Raw genomic sequence first — 14063 nt, forward strand, 5'->3', positions numbered from 1 at the left:
CGGTCTGTCTCGGAGGGGCATACAAGCGCAATGACCAAAAACACCCAAGGAGGCGAGACCTCGCTCGCGGAAACTGCCGACGATGCATTGGACGTATTCAAGGCACTGTCGAACCCGGTTCGCCTCCAGATCCTGCAGTGGCTTCGTGAGCCACGAAAGAATTTCCCCGTCGAACGTGGCATTGCTGATCCCGACGAGGTTGGCGTATGCGTCAGCCATATCACTGAGAAGACCGAGCTTGCACAGTCAACTGTTTCCTCGTTCATGAGCGTGCTGGAGCGAGCGGACCTGGTGATCGCTACCCGGGTAGGCAAGTGGACCCACTACCGACGCAACGAAGAGCGAATCAGGCAGCTCGTTGAGATGCTGGGTCGTACGCTTTAAATGATTTAATACTGCTGTAGCCAGGTTTCCTGAAGTGACCATGATGCTGCGCAAACGTGCGGCGTTCAGTGCTGCCTATAGGATTCAAGATGGTCGGCCGTTATCGCTGCGTACGATGGAAATTGATCAACCTAGATCCACAGGACACGCTTAAGCAAAGCCATGCATTTCAGTTACTGCGTTTGCGGAGAAAGTACAGGACTCCGAGAACCGTCAACGCCCCACCGACAAGCTGAGTCACCGTCGGCAATGTGCCCAGTAACAGCCATGCCAGTACCGAAGCCCCAACCGGTTCGCAGAGCATCGCCATGGAGACCAGAGAGACGCTGATAAACCGAGTGCAATAATTGAGCACGGAATGCCCGAGCAAGGTCGGCAACAGCGCGAGCAGAAAGAAGATGAGAAGGTCATCTCGATTGACGGCTGAAAGGGCATTCCCCGTCACCAAACAGTACAAGGCAATGGCAATGGCGGCAAAACCATAGCAATAGAAAGTATAGACATTGAGGCTGACACTTTTCAGCGCATGCTGACCCACGAAAAAATAGACAGTGGCAAGGAACGCTGCAGAAAGAGCAAGCAAATTCCCCCATAATGCAATCCCCGACACCCGGTAGTCGCCCCAACCGATAATGATACCCCCCAGTACCGATACCATCGCGCCCAGCGCGGCGCCACGGTTCAGGCGTTCCTGGTAAATAAAGTATCCAATAATGAAGGCAAAAAGAGGCTGCATGGTGGCAAGGGTCACCGAGCTAGCCACCGACGTATAATCTAGAGAGGAAAACCAAGTAATGAAATGCAGCCCTAAGAGAAAGCCAGCCACCGCGCAATAGGCCAATCGCTTCCCATCTATTTTCATCAGGGAGTCTCGGCCGGATACAGCGAGAAACATTACCAGACAAGTTGCGAAAAGCATCCGGTAAAAGGCAATCACCGGCGCAGTGGCATCGGCCAGTTTAACCAGCGGCGCTGTCGTCGATATGGCCAGCACCGCTACTACCAGAAACGTGTACACCCATTTAGTTTTCTCCATAGATCCTCTATAACTACTGGGGCTCGACAAAGGAACTTTTCAACCAGCCATGAAATTTCTCCACTTCTTTTTCATAGCGGGTATAGAAAACCGAACTGGCTTGCTTGAGGCCTTTCTGATGCCTTTGAATGATGGCTTCGTCTTCGCTTATCACCTGAGACCAGTGGCGCTCATAGGGCTTTATGATGTCTTCAAAATCATCACGTTCAAAAGAGATCTTAGGTACACAAAACCCGAATTTCACGACGCACGTTTCAGGCGATACGGGCCACGTCTGTGCCCACCATACTGAATCAATGGTCGCGACGATGAATAAGTTGGGGTAAACAAGACAAAACCTTGTCACCTTACGGTCAAGCGACTCGATATTCGTTAGCTCACCCCTTAGATGCCTCGGCAGAGAAGCTGTTCCGGCACCTTCCATTTCCAGGCACTGCCACTCTCCTGAAGTCTTTACGCGAGAAAGGGCCTGTTTACCTATCGATGCCCTATGTACAAATGGGATATGCAAATTCTCCATACCCACTTCCAAATAAAGCTTCCAATTGGCTTGAAGAAATGATTCTTTCTTCTTATAGCAAGTCAGCCCACCAGTATCAAAAGGTGTCAAGACATCCTCTTCAAGGCTACCAATCTGATCTCTCAAAGGGGCAGGGAATTTCGAAAAATTAACCCATACGAAGCCTCCCGAAACTTCACAGTGAATTTTCTTCAAACCATGCAGACAGTTATCAAAACCATCCTCACCATCCCTAACCCCGGGATGCGAGAAAACTTCCCCGTTGTTGGAAAAAGCCCATCCATGAAATGGGCAAACGACGCTGGCACTGTTGCCCTGACCTTCTCTAAGCTTCATTCCTCTATGTGGGCAGACATTATAAAAAGCACGTATATTGTTATCTGAATTAGCTATAAAAATGCTTTCTCCCAAAATATCGAGGCAGAAAAAATCGCCGTCATTACGGGCATCCTCTTCTCTACCCACCATGAGCCATTTTTCCTTGAACAAACGAGCCTTCTCTCTTTCACACCACCTTTCAGAAGCATAAGCATCAGGAAAGAACGACTCTCCCACATCATAACTTGAAAATATTTCACTCATAACAATCGTCCCATAAGCGCACAATAACGGAAAATACAGAAACTTCTTAAGTGGCATCTATAAATATACAAACGTATCCTTATGGAACAACCGAGAGTTTTTCAATCAGCTTTGAACTAGGCTCAAAACATGAAAGAAATTGTGCACTTACAGAGCTTTTTGGCTGTCGCCAGGACGGGCAGCCTGACGCTGGCAGCGGAAGAGCTGCACGTGACTCCTAGTGCCGTGAGCCACCGCCTTCGCCAGTTGGAGCAGCGTCTGGGGGCCAAGCTGTTGCGCAGAACACCCCATGGCATGGCGCTGACGGGTGAAGGGCAGCGATTCAAGGACCGCATCTCTGATCCGATCGAGGCCATTGAAATGGCGTTGCGCCCGGAGACAGGGCAAGAAGGGCCACTTACCGTGAGTGTCATGCCCTGGTTTGCTTCCAGCTGGCTGATGCCGCGCCTCAAACGGTTCCAGTTGCGCTGTCCCGAAGCACGCATTCGCATCGAGACCAGCAGTCAGCTAAGCGATCTCGCTCATGGGCATGTCACGGCAGCACTGAGATTTGGGCGGGGAGACTGGCCGGATATCGAGGTGGAACCGCTCTTTGACGAGTGGGTAATCCCCGTAGCCAGCCCAGATGTGGTCGCACAAATGGGCTTGAATGCTCAAGATCCGGCACGGTGGCCTCGCCTCCCCGACCCTGACGATCTCTGGTCGAGTTGGTTTGGAGACGAGGTAATGGGCGAGGCTATGCGATCAAGCATAGAGCTACACGACACCAGCTCGCTGACGGAAGCGGCGGTCAACGGCATGGGCGTGGTGCTCGGACGCTACACGCACGTGGCTCCCTGGCTGGAGCGAGGCGACTTGGTCACGCTCGCCAGCCAATGGATCAGAATGCCGAAGCGCCACTACCTGGTTCGTTCGCGGCACCGCCCTATGCATTCCTGCTTTCCACATTTCCGCCGATGGCTGCATGACGAGGTCCAACGCGACCGAGCCAGCACGTCAAAGTGAGTTGTGTTGAATACATTCGGTAGTTATACGGAGAGGCGTCATGCAGGTCTGAAACGGCTCAGCTCATGACGACCATCACCACCAGCACGACCGTCAACAGTAGCAGGTAGACCCCGGCATGAACGCGATCGGGAATGCGCCCGATCCACCGCGACGCTAGGCGGATACCGAGCCATGAGCCGGCCGCCAGCGCCAGCAAGGCGCGCAGGTCCACATACCCCGCATACCAGGCGCCCAGGGGGGTATCGCTGGCCGACAGCAGCACATAGGTCACGGTGCCACTCACCGCCATCGGCAGCGACAGCGGATTGGCCATCGCCGTGGCCGCCGTCATGCTGGCCCCTCTGCGGCGCATCAGCGGCACGGTCATCACGCTGCCGCCAACACCTAAAAAGGCGGCGACAGTACCGATGAAGGTACCGGTCATCGCTGTCACTAGACGCCCCATGGGACGCACATCACCATACGCCTGATGCAGGAAACCGGGCCTAAGGATGGCATCCGCAATGGTAATCGCTAGATAGACGATAAACGCCCAGCGCACCCAGTCCCCACTCAACGACAGCGCCGCGGCCGCGCCGAGCACGGCTCCGATGGCGATATAACCGATCAGTGGACGCACCAGATGCCATTGCACAGTCCGCCGCCGGTGATGACGCCATGTCGATAGGGAGGCAGCGAAGATCATCAGAGCGGTCGAGGTTGCAACCGCAATATGCATGGCCGCCAGACCGGCCGCACTATCCGGCCCATGAACGGCAATCAGCAGGGTATACATCAAGGGAACGACGACGAAGCCACCACCGAAACCGAACAACACGGTGGTGACTCCGGCCAACCCGCCGCAGAGAAGTAATATGCTATACACCGGAACGCTCCTGGTGAACTCACCCCTGGTGGAACTCAACGACAGGAACGATATTCCGACAGGGGCTGGCCGACGTTCGCCACTTGGCCAATAATTGTCGTGTTTCGGCCAGGTTGAAGACGATGCGCAATGTTCCTCTGGCGGACGTGGATCATGTGGCCCGGCCCATCGTGGCCATCGGCACCGACTACAGCCCCGGTACCCTGCTCGACTTCCACAGCCATCGCCGTGCCCAGTTTCTCTACGGCATGACGGGCTTGATGGAAGTCGACACCGATGACGGCACCTGGATGGTACCGCCCTACAGCGGTGTCTGGTTGCCGGCGGGCAAGCGCCACCGGGTGCGGATGAACGGCGTCAGTACCCGCAGCCTGTACATCGAGCCCGTTGCAGCGCCACGCCTCTCTCCCAGTTGCGAGGTGCTGGTCGTGTCGCCGCTGCTGCATCACCTGCTGCTGGCTTACGCCAACATGCCCGCACTCTATGACGAGAATGGCCGCGATGGTGCCCTCGCCCATCTCCTGCTGTACGAACTGCAGCTGGCGCCATCGCTGCCGCTGTTTGCGCCTTTGCCCCGTGCCCCTCAACTGGCAAGCCTGTGCAGGGATTTTCTCGGGAGGCCGCATATCCATAGCCTGCCCGAGGACTGGGCCCGGCAACTGCACCGCAGCCAACGCACCTTCAATCGTCTGTTCCGTCAGCAGACCGGCATGTCCTTCGGCGTATGGCGTCAGCAAGCCTGCCTGATGGCCGCCGTTCCCAGACTACTCTCCGGTAGCTCCGTTACCCGAACCGCGCTGGAGCTCGGCTACGACAGTCCCGGCGCCTTCTCCAGCATGTTTCGCAAGGTGCTCTGTCAATCCCCTACCGCCTTTGTTCGCGCGGCTACCCGTCAGGAGGAGGAGCTACCCACCATTGCTGATAGAGGAGATCGCCGGGGATCAGGTGATCGCTGATATGCGTAACCTGACTGAGACTTCGCACGAACTATCCGGAACTTCCGGATAGTTAGCCTCGCTTCAGTTCCTTGAGCCACGAGAATGCTTGGCGGCGACTCCTCGACGCCACACCACATAACTGCTTTACCCGAGAGCAGATCACTCTCGATCAGTATGAACTGGCTCACGGGGTTGATAGGAAAATTGGCGGTGAGCTTGGGCACGCCATAGACTTCGACGCGCTTGCCATGCACCTCACGAATTTTCTGCGCCAGCAGATCGAAGCCGCCATCGCCGGAGACAAGCGTGATGCCCGCACTCCACTCTGTAATGCCCCCTTGGTTTCCCGCAAGTCGGACTTGTATTGCTCACGGATATCCTTGGGGCAGGCCTTGAACCCGTTCTCCATGTTGCGCTGGGCTTCATCGATCAGCCTTCGACCTCGGAGACGGTGAGATCATGCTGTCGGGCGGCCTCAGCGACCGTGGTCTTGCTCTTGAAGATGTCCATGACCACGGACGCTTTGCGCTCCTCGGGCCATCGCTTGATGGGGCTGTCGTCACTCACCCTTTCCTCCTGATGACTGCACTATGTATGTAAAGCTCAGGAGAGGGTCACTTCAAATGCGGCGATGCCATCCAGTAGTCCTCTCAAGCCGCCGATCATGGGAGCCTCCTCCATCAATAAAAGGTAAAGATAGTAAAGTTGCCAGGAAGCCACGCGAGACGCAAAAAAACACCCGCCGTGAGGCAGGTTCTGATGGGATTCATCTTATGCTGGTAAAGGTCGGGCAGCCCGCGCGATAGCCTGCGTCCGAGATAAATTAGGACCTGTCACCGATTGCTTATCGACGTCATCGCCGAATCACTGAATACACGGTCTCGCAAGGCACTGTACTGGCGTGCATCCCTGGAAGGCTACGCTGAGGTGCTCAAGACATCAGTCGCGGGTCCAAGCATCCTTCAGTAGGGTCGCCCTTGGAACTTGAGGCCGCAAGAATTCCAGAAAATCGATATAAACAAACCCTTTACAAACGTTAGGTTACCATTCTTGATAGCTGCGGGTCGTTACGCAATAGCAAACACCAACGGGCTACAGAAGAAAGCTCGGCTGTAGGGTTCGTCATCTCGCGAATACGTCCACGCACCTCGGTCAGTTTGGCTTTGGCCGCCGGATTGTTTCCAGTACGGCAACGGTATTTTGCAGCCTGAAAATCCTCGATTAATAAGTCCAGTTTTTGCCATACCTTGCGACGGGCCTCCGCCAATGCTACATGCTCATTGAGTTTTAGACGTTTGACAGTCTCCGTAACTCGCTCTTGTTCCCAAAGGGATATATCAGGCACAGGAATTATCTTGCCTTCCTCGTCGAAGGCGATCAGCCCCACATCATCATCGTCAATGGGGTCAATCAGGTAGCGAGTTTCGGATTCCTCGCAGGGTTCATCGTAGGTCGAGCAGAGAGACCCGTCCTTGAGGGGAAACCATCCACCTTTCTTGCGATTGCCAACGTTCCCGCAGGCGCGAAAGTTCATGTAATCGAACGCCAGCCACCAGTAGCCATCGCGCTTGCTACCATCCAGTGTTCGGGCTTCCTTTTTGGGGCGGAAATGTTCCACATCGTAATGGGAATAAAGCTCACGGACTTCCGAAAACCAGCACTTCCCAGCGGACAAGGCGAGTAACCACTCCTTTAAGATGCCCCAATGGGCACTGTTGGCATCGATCAAGGCATTGCGCTCGCCACGCTTACCCACAGCATCAAGCGCAGCCAACTCATCGATAAGCTTTCTGGACTTGGCCATCCAAGCGTTCCATTCTGCTTGAGACCACGGTTCCCAACCGGGAATATCTGTATCTGTCGGCCGTCTGTTTTTCAGATCAATCCAAATCAACGTTCCTCCTCCTCCCGCAGGATCTCGTCAATGATGCTATCGGCGATGTGGTCCTGTTCCTTCTGCTCCTCGGGCGTGAGCGTAGGCTTTCGAAACCGGCGATGCTGCGCCATCTTGCGCACGAATAGAGCATAATCAGGATCGCGAAAGTCCGACGTGGAGAAGCCTAGGTCGGCCAGTTCCGCGCTTAAGCGGTTGAGCTCAGCATCCTCTTCCGGTGTACGAGGGGATTTAACATACAACTCGTTACGGCGGAATAGTCGCCGCTCGGTTTCCACATCCAGCGTGGACGACAGTCCGAATAGTTCACTTTTGAGCAGCCCTGTCACACCCATGCCTTGCGGATGTTCGTCTGGCTCATCCACCAAGATACGGCGGCCCTCGCGGCGCAAGATATGCACCTGCTCGCGCCTCAAGCTGCCCAACATTATTGGGTCGTGTGTGGTAATCAGTAACTGCGAGTCTCCAAGGGCGCCAGCATCGGTGGTCAGCACACCCTCAATATCGTCGAAATAACGCAGCTTCCAGATTGGGTTCAGGTGAGTATCGGGCTCATCCAGCAGGAACAAGCAGTGATCCTCCCGGGTGATTCGCATCAACCCCAATACGGTGAGCATTTGCAGCTCGCCCTCGGATAACTGCCTGAAGCTTACCTTACCGCCATTCTCATTACGCTTCTTGACCGTGATGCGGATCTCATCGATCAAGTCGCCGATATAGGCGCCTTCGGCGTAACGGAAGAAGCTGTCAGGGCTACCAACAAGTTCGCCCAATTGCTTGAGCTTTTCGTGACTGGGCACAAAGAGATAGAGCTGTTTCTGCTTTTCAGTGCGTCCACGAAAATCGATCTGCTTGGTAACCTCCTGCTCGATGGGTGCCCAGGTCACCTGCCAGAGCTTGTCCAGAAACTCGCTTACCACATTACCGCGCGCGTACCAGAAGCGTGGGTCTCCCTCATTGAGCTCCTGTTCGTCAAAGCGACCGCTCCGACGCTTTTCACGCAAGCGGTATGGCTCTTTGAGCACGAAAAGCGCCGATTCCAGAGATTCAATATGCAGATTCGCCAGCACTTTTTGAAACACGGGGTCCTCTGACAGCAAGCAGGCCAGCAAGACCAACTGGCTGTGCCCACCCCGGCAGTAGAACAGGCGACGCAGCCGGTCGTCGCCCAGTTGCTGCAGGCGGCTGCGTTCCCGTCGCTTGACCTCTTCAACGGCTCGGATATCCGCCTCACTGCCGGTGAAATTGCGCAGCAGGTCGGCGGGCATCACCTCCTCGGCTACGACCTCCTGGCGACGGTTGAAGCGGCGCTGGTGCTCTTGGAACAGCGCCTCGATCCGCTCGTTGCGACCGGAGTAGTAGGCGAAAATGTGCGAGGGCAGCAACTCGCGGTTTTTCAGCAGATATCCTTGTGATTCGGAGTTGCCATCTACCCACACGAAGGGGCGCTTCTGTTTGCTCATATCGGTTTCAATGCGAACCCGGTGACCACGAATGGCATATTCCAGCGTGTAGTCGAGGGCGGCATCCCGATCCAGGTCGATGTCGCGGAAGATGGTGATTAGCGCTTCGATCAGGTTCGACTTTCCGGTGCCGTTCTGGCCGATCAGGGCATGGCTACGAATGGACTTGTGCGGCCCGTCGTCACTGCCGGGTGTCGACTCCAGATGGGTGGCAAAACGCATCTCCAGCTCTTGCAGATTGCGAAAGTGTGGGATCTCGAGGCGCAACAGCTGCATATCAGGCCCCATCCTCTTCGCTGCCGACCTCTCGTACCTCGGCCGGCTCGGGTTCCAGGATCCAGCCATGGCTGATCTCGGTTTTCAATTGGGCGTAGAAGGCATCGATCTCGCCGCCGAAGCGCTGCCACAGATTCTTGGCACTCATCTCACCGTCGTGGCGGGCGAGGACAGTAGCAAGTGGCGCCTGGGTTTTGATGTCTGGTGTCTGACCCAAGCATAATTTAGCGACCAGTTCAGTGTGGGGAGCTTTCACGGGTTGTTCCTCTTCTTGTCCGGTGGTGATACCGGTTAGGGTAGAAACCGCGGTCATTGCAAATGTTTCGGCTTTCTTTTGCTTGCTATTCAACTGACCGGTATAGGCATCACAAATTTCGAAAAGGTAGTCTACAGCTTCGACAATCTGGTCCTGCTCTGGTTTTGGAGGTACAGGTACCATCAGGCCCTCTACCCCTCCGACACGTAGGTGCTTTACAGCCATCCCAACAGCGGTCCCAAGCATCTGTTCCTGGAAGCTTGGGCTTAAAATGACATACAGCAAAAAGCGGTTGTTAAATAGGCTTGGGAAAAGTCGAATTAGCATCATTCGTTGACCGAGACAGACTTTCTCCCCTTCCGGTACGATGGCTGCTTCGCCCATCGGAGCCTCACGAGAGAAAAATATATCCCCCGATTTAGGGGGCATACGCCTAGCCCAGTAGGCATAGGTTTCTTCGGAAACTCTCTTGGTATTGGAGAGATTCATCTGGCCATCACAAATATCGGTCGTTCGGACAAGAGGAATTCCATCTGTCACATATGGTGCGGTCTTATTGTGGCAGTCCACAACAGCTTGCGAAACTTGAAGCAATGTTGCCCAAGCCCAATGCTCAGGTAACTGAGAGGCAGGCACATTTGCATGTTGGGCACGTAGCTTCTTTAACATGGACTTGGCCTCTTTATACTCCTGCCCCTCAGAGCATTCAGCCCAATGTCTTCGTGCATTAGAAATGGACTCAAGAAGTTCTAATCCTGAACATTCTCTCCATCGTTCCCTGGGGAATAAACGACCAGAAACTGCCAAGTCAAGAAGGGTACCCTTGAGCTGTTTCACATCTTCCGGCGCACTGAACAACTGCTCGAAATTTTCCTCCAGCGTTGCCCAGGACTCCTGCAACTCGTGCGGGCTTCCGGCACTGGAAACGGTTTTCAGGGTCGCTTGGCGCAGGGCGTTTTGTAGTCGCCGGTATTCTTTCTTCTGCATTTCCAGCTTGTCGCACAAAGCCATTAGTTCATCGACCTTGGCAACGATACGGCCTTGTTCTTCAGTTGGCGGTAGCGGAAATGCCCGGGTAGCAAAGTAGTCTACGGAAAGTCGTTTCTGGCCAGCTGTCCCGGTCATACTCTTCTTTCCCTCATTGGTGAAAAATGGGGAGCGAAGGTAAATGTACACATAGTCCGGCAGAACACCTTCATGAACAGGACGAAATACATGAAGCTCGGTAGTTCCGGCACCAATCCCCAAGTCGCCCGGAATATCTGAAACAGCTGCCGACTTTCCATTTTCGAAACACGGAGTAATTTTCGCCAGAATTACGTCGCCGTTGGCAAAATGGGTATACCCTCTTTTTATCTCTCCCCATTTTCTGGTTTCTGCGACAAGAGCATCGTGGTGAAACTGGGGGATCCCTCTCATAGGAATAAATGCCGCAACTTCTTCATCCGGAGCCTGGTTGCGTGGATTAATTTCTCCGATATCTAGCAGCCGCGTCCAGCGCCAGGATTGTGGTAGTTCGACGTCGGATGGCGCTTGTACTGGCTCGTTCTCGAGCTTCGGTATGCACTTGTATTTTTTTTCAAGGATCAGGCGTTGCCTGGTGACTTCGATTCCAATAAGCAAATCACCAGCGTTATCCCCCGCTTCACTTCTTGGGGTAAGGGAGCCAGTGACAGCCAGTTGATAAATCATTTCCCGCAACTTAGCCACGCCTTCGGGCGCATGGGCAATATGCTTAAATTCCGCCAAAAACTGCTGTGCGTCCATCAAACATCCGCTCCTTCGGAAGCGCTCTCCGCTCGGGTGCCAACCGCGCGCTGTGCCAACTGTGCTCGTGAGCGTCCAAAGGGCATGTGTAGGTTGGCCTGCAAGGCACGGGTTTTCCAACATTTCAGTTGGCACATTTGTAGATAGAAGTCGCGTTTGAGCGAGTCGTTGATGTAGAGCAGGGCCTTGATATAGGGCAAACTCAATTGCCTCAGCATCCCTGAGACAATCTCTTCATCTGGGAAGGCTTTGGCAAAACGCAGCATATGGCGCAGGTCCTTGGTGGAGAAGCCGCAGCCATATTTGGCTACTAACTGTTTAGCCAAGGGGGAATCAAGCTGCTCGCCATAGGCCGCGCGCTCGCCTTGCAGTACCTCGCTCTGGATACACTGGCCAATATGCCAATACAGCAAGGCCAGGACGCTGTACACGGAGAGGGCCACCTCGCTGCGGCTTTGCTCGATCAGGTGACGGATATCGCCGAGCAGTTGCCGGCCGGCAGGGTTCGGTAACTGTTCGAGGCTCATTCTTCGGCCTCCTCCGCCGTAAAGTGGTGTGCCAAGGCCGCCGCCAGCTCGCTTTTTAAGCGGTTTTCGGTTTCCTCGATTTCACTGAGCAAGTTTTTGTACTTCTCCAGCAGTACGTCAGGATCGAGGGTTTCCTCCTCCGGCGCGTTAGGGTTTTTCTGGTCCAGATTGTAGATCGGCCAGTAAATACGATCTCCGATGGCCTGGGCATCGCGCGCTTGCAGGCGCAGCACGTCGGCCTTGTCGCGCAACTCGGCTATTTCATCATCGATGGGCTTGCGCTTTTGCTGACTGCTGACGCCTTTGATAGATTCGCGTAGGTCGCGCACCTGGTTTTCCAGTGCCGAGGCTTCGCTGTTAAGCGCTTCCGCCCGTTCCCAATGCGGCCGAGCCTCGACCATGGCCTGCTCGCGCTTGGCTTTGAAATCTAGCTTCCAGGCAAACTCGTTTTCCACCCTGTCGGCGAAGTCGTTGTCTTCGCTACCCCACCACTCCTGCTCCTGTTTAAACTCTTCATAACGGATTGGCTTGGTCTTGGAATAGCTTTTGTATCCCGGCGGATAGGGATGTTCGTAGAACCAGATGGTGTCAGTGTGGAAGTGCTCGCTGCCGTCGTCCATGGCTGCGCCCTTGGTGAAGAACAGCAGGTTGGTCTTGATGCTGGTGTAGGGGGCGAAGACGCCCTTGGGCAGACGGACGATGGTATGCAGCTTGCAGTCGCGCAACAGCAGCTCTTTCAGCGTAGCCTTGATGCCCTCACCGAACAGAAAGCCGTCGGGCAACACCACGGCGGCGCGGCCGTTCTCCTTCAGTAGTTTCTTGATGATCAGCGCCACGAACATATCAGCGGTCTCGCGGGTACGCAGGTCAGCCGGGTAGTCGCTACCCACGCCGTCATCCTCATAGCCGCCAAACGGTGGATTGGTGATCAAGCAATCAACCTTACCGTAGGTACTCCACTCGTTCCATCCAATGGCCAGGGTGTTGCGATGCTCGATCCGACTGGGCACATCTATGCCGTGCAGCAGCATATTGGTGGTGCACAGCAGGTGCGGTAACTGCTTCTTCTCGATGCCACGAACCAACTCCTCAATCGTGCGCTTGTCGGAGGCGGAGGGCTTGGCTGTGAGTTGATGGCGGAAATGGTCGATGACCGCCGTCAGGAAGCCGCCGGTGCCGCAGGCCGGGTCGAGCACGGTTTCGCGCTTATCGAGGCGCGGGCTCACCCGATCCGCCATGAACTCGGTGATAGCGCGCGGGGTATAGAATTCACCTGCATTGCCCGCACCGCGCAGATCGTTGAGCAGTTGCTCGTAGACATCTCCCAGGTTGGCTCGGGTCTTGAAGTCGTGGAAATTGATAGCTTCTTCCAGCTTCTCGATCACCGCCACCATCTGAGTGCCGGATTTCATGTAGTTGTTGGCATCTTCGAAGACACTACGGATCACCTTGTGCAGGGGGCTCCGGTTAGCATCCAGGTCTTTAAGCTCGGGAAACAGCTCGTTGTTGACGAAGCTGATGAGCTCACTGGCGGCATTCTGGTTTTTTTTCTTGCCGTCCGGGCTGGCTACATAGGCGGCCCAGTTGCGCCAGCGCAAAGCATTGGGTAAGGGAGACTGGTAGCAGGGATTGTCATCTTCCCACTCTTCCTCGCGCTGATCCAAGACCTTGAGGAATAGCATCCAGGTGAGCTGGCCGAGGCGCTGGGCGTCGCCGTCGACTCCATCGTCCTTTCGCATGATGTCCTGGATTGACTTGATGGTACTGCTGAGATTCATTGAGGTCTCACTTATCCTCGGGCCCGAATGGTTGTTCAGGCTTCTTGGTGCTCTTGGAGGTCGTACAGTACTTGTTCGAGCTCGTATACAGCCTGGGCGTATTGTTCAACGTCGCCGAAGATGCCACGCGGGATTTGTGTCTTACTGTCGAACTTGTCGAAGGGCGGGAGTTCCAATACCTTGACGTCTTCGGTGTCCTACACGCCGTGATCGGCAAACTTCTCAAACAGGGTCCAGCGAAACCTCTCCACTCCTGATACAGCCGCCAAAGCGCGGCTAACTGGGGAAACTGATCAAGCTTGAGTTCGCGCTCTATGGGGCGGGAAAAACCGATACGATCGTGCAACGGGAAGCCCCCGCCATTGCAGCTGAGGGCGAATGGTGCATTCAGCATTTCAGCGTAGACCAGCGCTTGTTGCATACCGTGACCGATTGAAAAGCGGGCCTGTTTGGCTTCGATAACCTCGATGGGCATGTTCGGGCGCGCATAGAGCACATAGTCAGCTCGCTTTGGGCTACCCTTGGCATCTATATCTCGGATAGGCGCCACAAGCTTGCCTCGCACCATGATGCCCACATCGGTGAGTCTCACCACTTCGCGAAACTCACTTTGCTGCCAACCAGCCTGTTGGATAGCGGGAGTGATGAATTTCGTGCAGATATCACGTTCGCTTAACGTTTTATTATCCACTGCATACCTCCCTGCTCGATATGAAGTTTACAAAAATCACATAGCCTTATGCAGCACCTTCATTTGCTATAGTTAGCT

Annotated in this window: 13 protein-coding genes and 1 pseudogene; 3 read left to right on the top strand and 11 right to left on the bottom strand. The window is 54.8% G+C overall.

The features are described 5' to 3' along the window. The first annotated feature begins 30 nt into the window (after nt 1–30). The gene (locus C8E00_RS05250) at nt 31–384 is read left to right on the top strand and encodes an ArsR/SmtB family transcription factor (RefSeq protein ID WP_133695359.1); all 354 of its coding nucleotides are present in this window, start codon (nt 31–33) and stop codon (nt 382–384) included. Between the two features lie 169 nt (nt 385–553). On the opposite strand, the gene C8E00_RS05255 is transcribed toward C8E00_RS05250, so the two are convergent. Beyond that, complete coding sequence (locus tag C8E00_RS05255; protein ID WP_133695363.1) at nt 554–1420, bottom strand: DMT family transporter; 867 nt, start codon at nt 1418–1420, stop codon at nt 554–556. 13 nt (nt 1421–1433) lie between these two features. Beyond that, nucleotides 1434–2522, bottom strand: coding sequence for an aromatic ring-hydroxylating oxygenase subunit alpha (locus C8E00_RS05260; RefSeq protein WP_166638255.1), 1089 nt, complete (start codon nt 2520–2522; stop codon nt 1434–1436). A 129-nt stretch (nt 2523–2651) separates the two neighbouring features. Between C8E00_RS05260 and C8E00_RS05265 the strand changes: the two genes are divergently transcribed. Next, entirely contained in the window at nt 2652–3527 is an 876-nt protein-coding gene (locus C8E00_RS05265; RefSeq protein ID WP_133695369.1) for a LysR substrate-binding domain-containing protein, read from the top strand. A 58-nt stretch (nt 3528–3585) separates the two neighbouring features. Here the strand turns inward: C8E00_RS05265 and C8E00_RS05270 are convergent, their stop codons facing one another. After that, nucleotides 3586–4395: a sulfite exporter TauE/SafE family protein gene (locus C8E00_RS05270; protein WP_133695371.1), complete on the bottom strand. Its 810-nt coding sequence runs from the start codon at nt 4393–4395 to the stop codon at nt 3586–3588. A 122-nt stretch (nt 4396–4517) separates the two neighbouring features. Between C8E00_RS05270 and C8E00_RS05275 the strand changes: the two genes are divergently transcribed. Beyond that, the gene (locus C8E00_RS05275) at nt 4518–5351 is read left to right on the top strand and encodes an AraC family transcriptional regulator (RefSeq protein ID WP_133695373.1); all 834 of its coding nucleotides are present in this window, start codon (nt 4518–4520) and stop codon (nt 5349–5351) included. Here C8E00_RS05275 and C8E00_RS16835 read toward each other — a convergent pair. From C8E00_RS16835 to C8E00_RS05325, 8 genes and pseudogenes are all read right to left on the bottom strand, one after another. Continuing rightward, on the bottom strand, nt 5288–5698 hold the full coding sequence (locus C8E00_RS16835) for an NYN domain-containing protein (protein ID WP_341765844.1): 411 nt from the start codon (nt 5696–5698) through the stop codon (nt 5288–5290). The genes C8E00_RS05275 and C8E00_RS16835 overlap by 64 nt on opposite strands. A 64-nt stretch (nt 5699–5762) precedes the next feature. Continuing rightward, nucleotides 5763–5900 (bottom strand): transposase, encoded by a 138-nt coding sequence (locus C8E00_RS05285; RefSeq protein ID WP_133695376.1) that lies wholly within the window; start codon nt 5898–5900, stop codon nt 5763–5765. A gap of 469 nt (nt 5901–6369) precedes the next feature. Next, nucleotides 6370–7227, bottom strand: a complete 858-nt coding sequence (locus C8E00_RS05295; RefSeq protein ID WP_133695378.1) for an HNH endonuclease family protein — start codon at nt 7225–7227, stop codon at nt 6370–6372. Beyond that, nucleotides 7224–8966: an AAA family ATPase gene (locus C8E00_RS05300; RefSeq protein ID WP_133695380.1), complete on the bottom strand. Its 1743-nt coding sequence runs from the start codon at nt 8964–8966 to the stop codon at nt 7224–7226. Before C8E00_RS05300 ends, C8E00_RS05295 begins: the two co-directional genes overlap by 4 nt. Before the next feature lies 1 nt (nt 8967). Continuing rightward, a complete protein-coding gene (locus C8E00_RS05305) occupies nt 8968–10989 on the bottom strand; it encodes a restriction endonuclease subunit S (RefSeq protein WP_133695383.1) in 2022 nt (673 codons plus the stop codon). Next, a complete protein-coding gene (locus C8E00_RS05310) occupies nt 10989–11516 on the bottom strand; it encodes a DUF1016 N-terminal domain-containing protein (RefSeq protein ID WP_133695385.1) in 528 nt (175 codons plus the stop codon). Before C8E00_RS05310 ends, C8E00_RS05305 begins: the two co-directional genes overlap by 1 nt. Then, nucleotides 11513–13294 (bottom strand): class I SAM-dependent DNA methyltransferase, encoded by a 1782-nt coding sequence (locus C8E00_RS05315; protein WP_133695387.1) that lies wholly within the window; start codon nt 13292–13294, stop codon nt 11513–11515. Before C8E00_RS05315 ends, C8E00_RS05310 begins: the two co-directional genes overlap by 4 nt. Before the next feature lie 229 nt (nt 13295–13523). Continuing rightward, nucleotides 13524–13985 (bottom strand): annotated as a pseudogene (locus C8E00_RS05325) (hypothetical protein); the annotation flags it as partial. Nucleotides 13986–14063: the final 78 nt, after the last annotated feature.

Source organism: Chromohalobacter marismortui (assembly GCF_004364315.1).
GTDB lineage: Bacteria > Pseudomonadota > Gammaproteobacteria > Pseudomonadales > Halomonadaceae > Chromohalobacter > Chromohalobacter marismortui.

Coding starts and splice junctions, on each gene's coding strand:
- C8E00_RS05260 (WP_166638255.1), bottom strand. CDS start 2,522: ATGAGTGAAATATTTTCAAGTTATGATGTGGGAGAGTCGTTCTTTCCT.
- C8E00_RS05265 (WP_133695369.1), top strand. CDS start 2,652: ATGAAAGAAATTGTGCACTTACAGAGCTTTTTGGCTGTCGCCAGGACG.
- C8E00_RS05250 (WP_133695359.1), top strand. CDS start 31: ATGACCAAAAACACCCAAGGAGGCGAGACCTCGCTCGCGGAAACTGCC.
- C8E00_RS05310 (WP_133695385.1), bottom strand. CDS start 11,516: ATGAGCCTCGAACAGTTACCGAACCCTGCCGGCCGGCAACTGCTCGGC.
- C8E00_RS05305 (WP_133695383.1), bottom strand. CDS start 10,989: ATGGACGCACAGCAGTTTTTGGCGGAATTTAAGCATATTGCCCATGCG.
- C8E00_RS05300 (WP_133695380.1), bottom strand. CDS start 8,966: ATGCAGCTGTTGCGCCTCGAGATCCCACACTTTCGCAATCTGCAAGAG.
- C8E00_RS05315 (WP_133695387.1), bottom strand. CDS start 13,294: ATGAATCTCAGCAGTACCATCAAGTCAATCCAGGACATCATGCGAAAG.
- C8E00_RS05275 (WP_133695373.1), top strand. CDS start 4,518: ATGCGCAATGTTCCTCTGGCGGACGTGGATCATGTGGCCCGGCCCATC.
- C8E00_RS05255 (WP_133695363.1), bottom strand. CDS start 1,420: ATGGAGAAAACTAAATGGGTGTACACGTTTCTGGTAGTAGCGGTGCTG.